We start from the raw sequence: 13,333 nt of genomic DNA on the forward strand, positions 1-13,333 counted from the left end.
TTTATTGCCTATCATGTAAAGGTAAAAATTCTGATGAATGTGAGGAGACTAACTTAGCGGATAAAGTGAATAAACCTTTCGTAGAAACACGTTGCCAATCATGAGTAACTATTATAGCTGCAATATTATCTTGTTTTGCCTGTTCAATAATTAAATCAAAAAGTAAATTTGCATTATAAGGATCGAGAGCAGAGGTTGGTTCATCTGCAAGCAATAATGCTGGTTTATGGATAATTGAACGAATAAAAGAAGCTCGTTGACGCTCACCAATCGATAATTGTTTAGGATATTTATTTAACAAATGAGAAATGCCTAGTTTATTTATCAAATATTCTAACCGTGAATTATCAACATTTTTTTGTAATAATTTAAGTGGCAATAAAAGATTATCATATATCTTCAAAAATGGCAGTAAACCACCTGTTTGCAGCATAAATCCTAAATATTGAGCACGTATATTGGCTAATTGATTTATATCATTGTTATTAATCAATTTAGCAATATCAAGATCGTTATTGTCTAAAAAAAGTTTAAAGTCATCTATATTATCTGGTTTGAGTATCATACCAATCATTTCAAGCAAAGTGCTTTTTCCCGATCCACTGTCTCCTTGAATCACAACAACATCCCCTGCTCTTAATCTCAATTCAGGTAAACAGACTCTAAAAGAAGAGTTACCCGTTAATCGAGAAATTTCAAGTTGTTTTATTACTAACATTTGCTTTACGGTAACATTTCTAATGGAATAGGATAAACATTATCTCGTGGATCACTTCCTTCAGCTAATGATATCCAACGATCAACATCGGCATTACATTTTTGGTAGTAACGAATTTTGCTATTTAAATTTCGAATAAATTTTTCTTGCTCTAACCCGCTCATACTTTTCCAAGTATCTTGATCAAGAGCTGTGACATCACTTTTGTATGGAATATTATCTAAATATTCACCTAATAAACCTAAATCGGCAATTTTAGTCACTGAATCTGATTTTAATTTATTTGGATCTTGTCCCATAGCTGCAGCAACAGAACGTAACTGGGAAAACATATCATCAGCAGAAATTAACCCATCATTAGCCGCATTAGCTATTTTACTGACAATATCACTTAAATCACTTAATTGAGATTTGGTCAACAAGATACGAGGTTCGGCTGTTGGTATCGTTGGGTTAACAAAATCTTTATCAGCAATCCATCCTTTGAAAACTGAAGGTGCTTTCGTACCATTCGTACCACCTAAATAAGCAAGTTGCATCGCCTTACTTAATAACAATGCATCTTTTAACATATTGGAGCTATCATCTTTAGCGTTAATTGCATTACCTACTGATGCTTCACCTTTATACGCTAGTTTAACTTGTTCTGACAGAGCTTTAGCTAACAAGTCTACTTTACTACCAAATTCATTTACATCACCGGCATTAACAGGATAATAAAGTGATTTATGGATATAATCATTATAAGTTAGATCTGAATACTGAGTTGCCGCAACTTGGTGATCTTTTTCACCACTTGGTGTTTTTAAATGTAATGCATAAATAGCAACACCCTTATGTTGAGCTTCAAGTCTTAACTGCGCAGCATCCATTCCAGTACTGGAAAGTTTATCATCGCCAGGAATAGCACTAGCATCAGTGATCAAAATCATATAACGTGCGCCAAAGCTATTCCAATTAATATCATTTAATGCTTTTGCAATACCAGCATAAGAATCTTCAGCAAAATAAGCAGTAGAAACAGTCGCCTGTTTGAGCGATGAACTTAACTGCATAAAATCTTCTCTATTTTGTACCTTGTTAGGATCAACAAAAATCTTTGTTAAAAACTCTAACTTATCCGATGTTTGTAAACTTGAACGGAATGAAACTAGACCAAATTTTACTTGTTGTTGTAAATTTTCCTTTTCTATATGTCGATATACTTGTTCAACCGCTTCTTTAGTTCTTGAAATATAAGGATCCATTGAAATAGTCGAATCTATAACAAATACTATCGCAGCTTTGAATGGCGCTACCTGATTGATGTCATTATCAGAACTTTGTACATTAGATTGAGCGTTATTATTTTTTACCAAATCATCTTGCTTACTCACTGAAGCAACTTCTAAAATACGCTCATAAAATCCTTTACCATTCATTACTTCTTCACCTTGTAAAATAGGTAATAAATAAAAATTTGATTTAAAATCAACATACTCTTTTGGCTCTTGAGCAATAATTTCAGGGACTGATTTATTGTTTTTAAGTGCCTCTCTAATCGGTTTTAACAAAGTTTCAGGTTGATTTGCATCAACAAAAGTCGTAAGTGAGGCTTTATCTTTAAAAAATAAGAGAGAATCACGATCAACAGGGTTAGTAAAGACTAATGTCATTTGCATATTCCAAGCGATAGCACATGCATTATTAATCCAACCTATGGTTTTTCCATAAGAATCTGGACCAACACTAAGCCATTGTTGATTATTATCCGTTTTACGCTCATAAACATAATAACGAGAAAAGGCAGGCACTGATTGACCAGTAGAATCCTTAATATCTTTTTTTAACTCACAAGTTGGAGTACTAAGAACTCGCTGGTAAAGTGTTGTTTTACCCTCTTGCTTTAATGGTTCTATAGCCGAACTAACCAAAGGTAAACAAGTAAAACTAAATCCGATAATTAATGTTGAAATTACTTTTCTTTTCATACTTGCACCTTATTATTTTTGCAATTCAGCTAGACGCTCTTTAGCCAACGAGTTATTAGGATCATTATTTAATGTAGTTTCATACCAATAAATCGCCGTTTCCTTATCTGTTTTAAAGCACGAGTTGTTATGATAAAATTTTTCATCATATTCTTTGGCATAAAGTAAGGCAATTTTAGCATTTAATAAGGATTGATTCGCATATAACCGCTGAGCAATATTACATTTATTCACTTGTTTTGCTTGATTGATTAACTCAATTAACACATCAGTATTCGGTTTTGACTGTAAACATTGTTGAATAAAGGTTAAATCATCACTTGTTACATTAGCGACATTACACTGACTATTGCCTTGTATTGAAGTATCTGAAGAACTTTTATCTTGAGAAAATAAGAAATACCATGCTAATGCACCAAGCCCACTTAAAATCAGTATTATTATAAAAATTAGGATAAATATCCTCAATTTACTTTTTGATTTAGTCGGTTCTGGAGTAGAGATAACTTCTTGTGTAGTTGCTGGTTCTGGTATGACTTCTATCTCAACCTCAGGCTCTGTTATTGCTTGATTTTCTTCTTTAACAGTTGGTAATTCAGATTGAGGATCTAAAGATTCGATAGTATCTGATTGAACCGAATTCGAATTAATCTCATTTATCTCAATCGTATTTTGTTCAATAACCTGTGGTTGTTCTGTTTGAATATTCAAAGCAGAGGATGGAAATACTGTTTCACCAATATTAACTACTCCACGATCTGTATAACTTTCATTTTGTTTATCACGAATTTGAATAAGAAATCTAACACTGTTTTCTTGAGATAATAAAGAGTCAACTAGCCATTCATCAACATATCCAATTAATTGCTCATTATCTACTGACATATTATTCAATGAATGCCAATTTTTTTCTGGTCCCCATTGATTAAGACCGGATAAATAATAATTATCTTGGTTACGTTGAATCAATATATCAATATCAGCACTGCCATTCCATTTTTGTGCCAAAAATCTAGCAATACCTGGTTTATACCCTTCTAATTCAATTCTTAGTGCCATGATATCCTCTATTTCACAACTAAGAGTTTATCAATATAGATTGATAAACTTTTCATAATCCAAGATAGCTTCATGCTACCTTATTTATTTAATGACGATAAAATGATTGTCACTTAATTTATTTAAAATAACTATTTTATTTGTGATTGTTTAAAGAACATTAAAATCTCACCGAGTCGAGAGTTTTGTTCTTGACTTATTTCACGCCCAGCATGATGCCCAACATTTTCTTGAGTAAGCATAGCAAATGCAATAAACCAATCAAATATAGCAAATTGAGAATAATTTTTAGTCTTATCATCAAGTACTGGTAGTGGATGTGATAATTGACTTGAAAATTGGCTCAATGGTGAAGAAAATATTGGTTTACCTTGATTGACTCGGCTCATTGGTATTTCAATAGATTGTCCTTGAACAAAACCGAGCCATGCAATGAAGTCTGCTAATAAAGTATGTATAGTGCTCACTTGTCTAGACTCTAAATCATCGCGTTTACTACCTGTATTTTCATTTTGCAATATTCGTTCAGTTAAACTTGCTTCAATTTTTAGACGATTTGCTGCAGTAATAAGCTCTTCGACAATAAAAGATAGTGATTTTTGCTCCAAACCAAAAAATTGTAAAATATGTTTATCTAAAACAATATTTCTTAAATACTCTAGCCATGTAGTAAATATTGTTTTAGCCAATTTACATTCAGTAGGTAAAATGGTTACTGGTTTTACATTAGATGAGAAATTATCATCGGAAAATAATTCAAAATCGGTATTCAATCCAAAATCGGTTGATATATCATTACCCATATCATCATGAGCTTCGTTTTTAGATGTATCAGTACTTGTTTCACTAGTATGATAAAGCGCACGAATGGTTTGTTCAGGTAGTTCTAATACTTTAAGTAGTTCACCCAGTAATAAGGCTTTTCCCTGTAGTTCTTTAACGACATCAGCGATAATCTGTTTTTTCTTACCAAGTTCTTCATCATTATCTGCCTGATACCAAGTATCAAAACGCATATTAATAATATAATCAATTTTTTCATTGAGTTGTTCAACAATGCGTTGTTGTTTCATTTCAGTGATAGCAACTTGCTCTAAATATTGGCTAATTCTTCCGATACCACCATCATTCAATTTTAACATGGCATCCCATGCCTGATCTGGATCGTTAACATACTCTTTGATATCAGGATCTTCAACAAATGTATTTTTTAAAATTTGCATTTTTTCCTGATAAGTATCGTTGTAAGATAATTCAAGTTTTGTCTCTGCATCAGTATTTAAAAATGGTACATCAAAACCTGGTTTTCGTACTAAAAAAACATTGTTGAATTTATGTTCATTAAACCAATTTGTTAACCAATCATAGTTACCAAAACGTTCTAAAATGGTTTGTTGTAGTAATCCACCTTTACCCCAACTATTTTTAAGATTATCTTCTGATAAAGTTAGTGAGTTGCTAATACGTTTATCGAACATAGTAATAGCCCATAATAGTCCAGCTTTTTTAGTCGCTCTTTTTTCTGCTGACTCTCCTTGGGTCTTATCTATCCAACGTTCAAGAACGGGACCAACATCGTTAACATCAGATTGTTTATCTGATGGAGTACAAACTACAAGAACATTCATTTCTTGATTATCAGTGTATTTTTCGAAAAGATAAGCAACTTTACCCCGTAATAAAAGTTGAGCAATAGGATTACCTTCTTTAACATCTGAAATAGAAGTTAAATTTAATCGTCCCCGATATCCTGGGAAATCAAGCAAATCAACTTTTTCAAACGTAGGCACACGCGTTTGATTTACTAATGGAAAAGTTAATTCAGCGGTTAAAAAAGCAAGTTGAGCCAGAGAAATCGAGGTTGGTACACCATTTTGAGGAGTAATAGTTACTGATGAGTCTCGGTCAGTATTTAATCGTTCAAGGATGTCGACATTCATAATACTGTCAATTTGCGACTTAGTACCATTATTATCTTTAACTAATACTGAAATTGGTGCATATACTGTACTAACATAATTTAAGCTAGCTAATGTTGTCGCTAATTGTATATAAACAGCCGTAATTTCACTGATACCGCCCCATAAAACTGAAAAAAGTGCACTACGTTCAGAAGTTTTAAGATACGGTAGCAAATACATCGCTTTTTCCCAATAACCACCTTTTAATCCTTCAAGCGAATTACCAAAATTTTCAGTTAGATAATCATATAGATCAACAATATCATCTTCAGTAATACCACCTGTATATTCATCTTGTTTTTTACTTTCAATATTTTGAATCAGCTGATTTAATGAGGAAAATTCGATTTTATTACTAATTCTTTGTTGATCAAAATCTTTAAAATAAGCATTAATTAAAATTTTAACAATTTCAATTTCTTGAAAGAGTTTTAGTTCTAAAGGATAATTTGCAATACCTCCTTTAGCTATTCGGCTAAAACGAGTCACTAGACCCGTTGCCTCTTTACCACTACCGACAGGATTAACATGATCGATAAAATCTAAAATTTCATTATCAACAACAGTTTCAAGTTTACCATTTTGACCTGCTGCCAATGCTGAAATTAGATAAGATTTTCCTGCCTGCGATAAACCAAAAAAACCAACTGCAACAGATTTATTTGATACATCACCTAACTTTTTTGCACTATTACGAAGACGACGAAGATCGAGAATTAAACTATCAGCTTCATTATTCAGACGTTTAGATGAGTTACGCGTTTGATCCACCCATTCAATGGCCTTTGCAGATGCTTGATAAACCTGTTCCCAGGATTTAGGTAGTTGTTCGTTTAAATTTTTCATCGCTTTATTATTCCACTATCAAGCCAATATTGTGTGCTAATTAAACCTGAATTTACCATTGTATTTAAATTTAGCTTTATATCCTTAGTTTTGTTGCAGGCACGTCCATCTGAAGCTTTAACATCTTTAATATAGAAATTCTCAACCGTTTTTTGTTGGTTTTTTATTCCTAATGTTACTTCTAAAACTACACCTTCCGCACTGAGCCTTTTGGCAACATCGCTATTTTCAATCGTTAAGATATAAATTGGTGATGCAGGCCAACGATCAATTTCTAATTGTTTAAAGCCGAGTCTGGTTGTCCCTCGGATCTCAAATGAGATATCAGGAAAATCATAATCAGGATCATCTAAATCAATATCTCGATAATAAATATTTTCATCTTTTATCATATTTAAATTATCAAGCAGACCAATGTATTTAACCGTTGAATATAAATCGATATTTGATGATCTAAAATAAAAATTAGATAGTCTTAAATTCTTACTTAAAAAACAGAGCATTGCCCCAACAGCTGCTGTGGTTTTTGGATCATCAATTCGTTCTTGTTTATGAAACGGATACCACCCTCCCGTATAATAGCCATGTAATGGTAAAACTCTTCCTGAAGGTATTGATAAGCGTGAACGAAAATAACTTTGAACGCCAGGTAGGCGTGATGGACGACCCGTTAGCAACAATACGTCACATTGATAACAACTGATAATTTCAGATAATGCATCAAATGTCTTACAGATATTATAATAATCACCACGAATGAATAAGTAATGAATACGTTTCAAATTAATCTCTATACTGAGATCAAGCACTGAAAATATTGGATTATTTAAAGCTCGTCTAATCGGTTCATTAATAAAATTCAAAACATGATCAGTCATAGATGTATGCTGTAGTAACTCACTGAAAGTTGTGTTATACACATGTTGATCTGCATGAAGTGGATCGTAAAGCTCATATTGCTTTAACACTTGTAATCCAATTGGCGTAAATAACTGTAAGTTGATCTGTTGGCGTAATACAGCGTCTTGAATAGAAAGTTGCTGTGAACCAATAATCGTTGATAAAATTGGATTTGGATCAGTTAAACCTGCTTTCTTTAAACCATTGGTTAATGAGGTCAATACAACATCTTGAATGATATCAAGTAAAATATCATCCCCTGCAACTTTAAATCCATCACGAAAACGTTGAATAGGAACAATATAAGTATTACTACCATTTGTTTGCTTACTGCTACCATAATCAAGCTCGTAGTCATTAATAACTAGGTCAGTTGTACCACCGCCAATATCAACTGTTGCGATTGTTAGTTTTTTCTTATTAACTTTATCAGGACGAACTATTGATGCAATAAATTCTTCACTGCGTCCATTATAATTATTTTGTGTTTCGTTAAACAGATAAACAATTTGACCGCAGGTTGCTTCATCCCATTGAATATAAACTTCAGGAATATTTGGCCAAATACTATTTAATTGATCACTGTTACTAAAATCAATATTACTATCTGAATTATCCCAACCAAGACTTTTCCAAACAAGTCCTATAGCTTGATAAACACAACTTTTAAAAATTGCCTGTTCAGGTTTAGGCATTGCTGGTGGAATAGTTAAAATGATAGAACGCAAATTACGGGGAGTTTTAGCATGTTCAAGTTTATTACGTTGAGCAACACTATTTATTTGCATTAAAGCATGCATTAAAACTTCACATAGCATGAATGTCATTAATGAACTACGCGAGTATTTTGGATGGAACACTGGCATTTTGCGGTCATATTCTTCTTCAATATCATTACTTAAAATGTGTAGTGCTTCACCATATTCATTAATTAAACTTGAAAAGGGTTCCGCTGTCGCAAACGGTTCATGATCACTTTTTACATAATGAGAATTAAAGCGCCAACCTTGTTCATATTTATCTTTATCCCATAAATAACGTTTTGGACTTGAAAGTCCTGTTGCTCCCTCATTACCTTCACGTCGGCTTGCAAGACGGCTAGCCTCTTTACCTACCCGTACGATACTTGGCCAGCGAAAAGTATCTCGCCTTCCACTTTGTAAAGAAAAATGTTCCTTACCAAAGAAAGTTTGAGCAAATTCAACTCGACTTTCAAAAGGTTCATTGTAAATATGTTCTGGTTGGGTAAGATCTCGAATTTCAAGTTCATAACGATGATTTAAACTATCTTTATCTTGAATATGATCCTCGATTAAGATCCCGCAAGTTCGACTGTTTCCAACATCAAGAATCATATCGACAGGAATTGATTTGACAACATCATTTTTATCGTTTGATACTATTTTGATTGTTGGTAGCTGTATTGAATCTGCAAGCAAATTAAGAATGTTCAGATAATGACCATAATAAGCTTTATTACTTATTTGTAATTCAATATCATCTTTGTGTATTTTTAGCCGTTCAGGCTGAGGAGCCAATTCTTGGAACAAGTCAATTAACCAACTTGTTATCCATTTTAGTTCTAGATACCAAGAAACCTGATCTGAACGATGTGCCAAACTGAATACGGAACCTGTTTTTACATCATTTTCAGTAGGTGCTAAGTAAACAACGTCTTGCATGTTTGCAAAGATTTTAGTATCAAATGCAAAAGTTATACGGTGTGTATTGCCATCAGGATCTTCTCCTTCTGGAATGCTAACAATCCTTACACGACTCCAGTTATGAGGTCCTTTATCAAATCTTTCAGGCGGTATTGATCTCAAAACAGGAACAGGCAACCAAATACCATCATACAATTTTAATGATTGGTCAACACTAATCTCTTGTGTAGGGGTTACAGCAAAAGAGAGATTATCTGGTACAAAAAATTTACCATTATTACTATCTTCAATTAATCTAACTAGCGCCCCACTTTCAGAAGGATCAATAAAACTACCATTAATTTTACTGCGCCATTGATTATCTTTCCAATCTATTTTTAGTGCAAAATCAAGAAATTGAATTCCACTATTCATTATCAGTGTAACTTCTTGACCATAGTTGCGTGTTTCTGGAAGCATATACAACCTTATTGTTTTTTCATCGTAATTGGGAACGAAGTTCCGTTATCATAAATTCCCTGGCAATCAGCTTGATTATTGTTGCCTGATTTACACTGAATCTTAGGTAATTGATATTTGCTATTATCACTACAGATAGCTTGGTTATTACCACCAATACTTAAATTAGCATTTTGAATACCACTATCAACTTGACCAACGCATTTAACACCATCACTACGAGTAATAGTAACTTGGCCATTTCCATCCTTAAGTTCATAGCTCAATTGTAATGGTTTACCGGTAGCCTTATCTTGAATTCCTCCACTAACAGACCATTGCCCATCCAAAAATTTAGTAGAGCCTTGCTTTATTTGATCTGGAGATAACGTTAAGTTATCTACCTTATCTGGATTCACATTAGTGTCAGAATTATTATCTTTATTTGATTCTTCAGGTATTTGACCTTTATTGTTTTCATCTTTTGTGCCATCCAAATTATCTTTTTTATCGGCTTCAACTAAATTAGGATCACCTACTTTGTCATCATTACTATTTAAAGCGTCTGGAATTTGATTAATATCACCATTATTTTCAACATTATTAGGTATTGCGTTTGGATCAACAGTATTAAGAGTATCTCCTTGAACTTCAGTGTTAATAGGCACACCATTAGCATCAACTAAATTTTTTGAACTGTTTTTGATGCCATTAATAACATTAATTTGTCTATCAATTACTTGATCTTTCGTTTTTACTTCTTTTACATCTTGTTTTTCATCTGCTGGTAAAAGTTGATTAATATTATTTTCCTTTGCTATTTCATGATTAATCGAAACATCCGAATTTTGTCGACAGCCTCGTAACAAAAATATTGCAAATAATAGCAATAATAAAAGCAACAAACCAAGCAACCACGCCCACCAACGTTTCCACCATGGTTTTTTAATTATCTCAGATTCAGTTACTGTTGATGCTAAAGGGATTGGTTGTTGTATAGATTTCAAACAATTAAATGGTGAATTATTTTGCGGCGTTTGTGGATAAACAAATCCCCAAAAGGTAATCACTGGTTTACCGTTAACAATATAAACAAATTGATTACTAGGAAAACGTATTGCCATCAAATTTGGTTCAGTGCTATCAATATTATTTTTTGGATCATAAATCAGACGGCTAAAAAGTAATTGATCACCCGCTAAATTTGGATTGCTTGCAAGTTGTTTACCCAAATTGATAACTTTGTTTTCGAATTCTTTGAGTAAAATCAATGCTTCTTCTTGCTCTGATTCACTGGCAGAGGTCCAAGGAACAATATCATACTGTCCATCAGATTGAGTTGAATCAAAAGGAATATACCAATCAATAATATTACCTTGATCATTGCGTTGTGGAATAGCTAAATAATCAGCATATTGTTTACCTAACTTTACTCTAAACATTTCACGAATTTGGGCAGCGACTAAATAAGCGGCTTTACCGTCGTGCCCTAGCATTTTGAAATCTTTTATATCACTACTTCGCAGTAAAGTATTTACCATATATTCCTTCTTATTAATTGTATTTATATTGTTATTATTTTTATATAATTGTATTAATTTTAACAAAAAAATTTATTATTGTAATTGTTAAACTCACCGATATTATGTCTTTTATATTTGAATGTTAATTAAAGCTTTATATATTTATTACAAAAAATAATACATTAATAAGTATTAATACAACAAAAATCATAATAACACCACTTAATAGAGTGATTCCCTTTCAATCTTATACTGAAACGTATGCATAACCTGAAACTTTTTTACAAAAGCTCTTTATTGTAATTGTTTTAAAAACTCCTCATCAGTTAAAACACGTAATGGTTGCATATCACTTTCACCTCTTATAACCAAAGAGGGATCAGAACGTAAACATGCCCCGCCATAATGTCCACCTACAGTAAAAGTACATAATTGTAGATAACGATCATCAACCTTTGGCAAACACCAGAGTTCTTGATAAATGTTTTCTTGCTTAGCAAACTGTCCTACTGTTTTATCAAGAATCTGTTCTTGACTGCTAACTAATTGAATATCACTTCCCCGACGACCTGCAACAGGTTTTATGGCATAACCTTTTTTAATTAAGCTGTCATTAAGTTCAAACGTTGATTCTAATAAATAACGGTGATTAGGGAATAAAGACCACAAAACGGGTAAAATAGCTTTATTACTTGGAATAACCGTCCATAAAGGTTCAAAAACTGAAACTTCAGGTCGTAAAAGCACATCAATTAATCTCACAGCATTTTCAGGATGCCAAGTGCGAATTGGTAAGCCGGCAATATGAGCTTCACTTTCTTCTCGTAGTTGCTCTAGAACGGTTTCCCATGCCCATGTTTTCCAAACACATGTGACTTGTCGATCTTCATCATCTACTAATCGACCTCGCTTATCCCATTTTAGCCCATTAAGTCCACGTAGAATCTTGCTACTAAATCCTGCTTGTGTAAGGGCTGTTTGCATAAACAATGCATGATAATTTTCTTCACTATCGTTATCTTGCATGATATGAACAAAAGCTTGTGCATCGCTATGTGTCCAACAATTAGCCAAAGAATTGAGTAAACCACTACTTGGATTGACACCCACATTTAATCCTGCTTGAATTGCCCATTTATCAAGAATGTGTCCGGCTTCAGTATGGCAAGAAGCTGAATCAGCGTTATATTCGTAAACTTTAAAACCTCGTTCATCCATGCAAAAATCTAATCGTCCTGTGATCATTTGATAGCGACGCTGTTGCCATGAGAGTCTAAGCCTTGGCCATAATATTTCTGGTATATTAAAATTAATTAATAAGTTATCATCTTTTAATACTTTATCTGTAGCATGTAAATACATTAAATGTAATTCATTGGTTGCACGAATTAACTCTTGTTCCGCGCTTTCTGAAATGGTGAAATAACGATATTGATCGTCATGGCTGATTGCATGCCCTGTGGCTGATACATAGGCATTTTCGAGCGTATCTAATTCATTTAGCCACTTTTTATCAAATTGGCTTTCATTTTCAATATGAGCACTGTGGATCGCTAACAACGGATTAGGTACATTAGGTTGTGGCAAACTATGTTCTGTATTATCTGTTTGAATCATCCAACCAAGAATCGTTGTATCATCAAACGTGTCATGTAACTGATAACCGCCATCTATCCTTGTCATAGTAAGCTCACGAGTCCATTGCTGACCAATAGGCAAACGTGTATGTCTTACGTTTTGCTCAGCGATCCGAATTTTATCTTCAAATACTTCGGTAATAATAGCGACATGACCGGTACGATCAAAAAATCCTCCATCATCCCAAACTAATAATGCACCTGCTTCAGGTGCACGTTTACTGCCATTGGCAAATGCTTGTAAAGGTAAAATCGCTTCATTAATAACATGCCTTAAAAATCGTAACGAGAATATCTCATGCGCCATACCTACATCGGTAAATACAATACCGTGATTTAAAAATAAAAATCGCCTAGCAAATTCGACACATTGCCATTTATATCCCATATATTCATGACCAGAATAACTGCGAAATGAGGCATCATTAGGGTAAAGGTTGGAATCTAATGTTTCATAATCAGATGAATAAATTGCAACGCCTCCTGGCGCATAACCTAATAATGTACCAAAAGATTCTTTGTTATTAGACAAAGATGACATGCTGTATTAACCTTATATTTATGAACAAAATGCAAGATAGATTTATCAAGCTGTGTTAGAATTTTCCTATCATAGA

General features: G+C 33.2%; 7 protein-coding genes. All 7 read right to left on the reverse strand.

The features are described from left to right. Position 1: 1 nt before the first annotated feature. The 7 genes from AC5LW9_RS00055 to gss all read right to left on the reverse strand — a co-directional run bounded on the left by AC5LW9_RS00055 (position 2) and on the right by gss (position 13,257). Positions 2-718 carry an ABC transporter ATP-binding protein gene (locus AC5LW9_RS00055; protein ID WP_198227560.1) on the reverse strand — a complete coding sequence of 239 codons (717 nt, stop codon included), beginning with the start codon at positions 716-718 and terminating at the stop codon, positions 2-4. A 5-nt stretch (positions 719-723) separates the two neighbouring features. Further along, positions 724-2,688, reverse strand: coding sequence for a vWA domain-containing protein (locus AC5LW9_RS00060; RefSeq protein WP_493456093.1), 1,965 nt, complete (start codon positions 2,686-2,688; stop codon positions 724-726). A gap of 12 nt (positions 2,689-2,700) precedes the next feature. Continuing rightward, positions 2,701-3,747 carry a hypothetical protein gene (locus AC5LW9_RS00065; protein WP_493456094.1) on the reverse strand — a complete coding sequence of 349 codons (1,047 nt, stop codon included), beginning with the start codon at positions 3,745-3,747 and terminating at the stop codon, positions 2,701-2,703. A gap of 131 nt (positions 3,748-3,878) precedes the next feature. Next, positions 3,879-6,554, reverse strand: a complete 2,676-nt coding sequence (locus AC5LW9_RS00070) for a putative virulence factor (RefSeq protein ID WP_493456095.1) — start codon at positions 6,552-6,554, stop codon at positions 3,879-3,881. Beyond that, positions 6,551-9,577 (reverse strand): virulence factor SrfB, encoded by a 3,027-nt coding sequence (locus AC5LW9_RS00075; protein ID WP_198227568.1) that lies wholly within the window; start codon positions 9,575-9,577, stop codon positions 6,551-6,553. The genes AC5LW9_RS00070 and AC5LW9_RS00075 overlap by 4 nt, the downstream gene beginning before the upstream one ends. An 8-nt stretch (positions 9,578-9,585) precedes the next feature. Continuing rightward, entirely contained in the window at positions 9,586-11,097 is a 1,512-nt protein-coding gene (locus AC5LW9_RS00080) for an SrfA family protein (RefSeq protein ID WP_493456096.1), read from the reverse strand. 276 nt (positions 11,098-11,373) lie between these two features. Next, positions 11,374-13,257 (reverse strand): bifunctional glutathionylspermidine amidase/synthase, encoded by a 1,884-nt coding sequence (gene gss, locus AC5LW9_RS00085; protein WP_493456097.1) that lies wholly within the window; start codon positions 13,255-13,257, stop codon positions 11,374-11,376. Between the last annotated feature and the right edge of the window lie 76 nt (positions 13,258-13,333).

This window comes from Gilliamella sp. LMG 34360 (assembly GCF_984568995.1).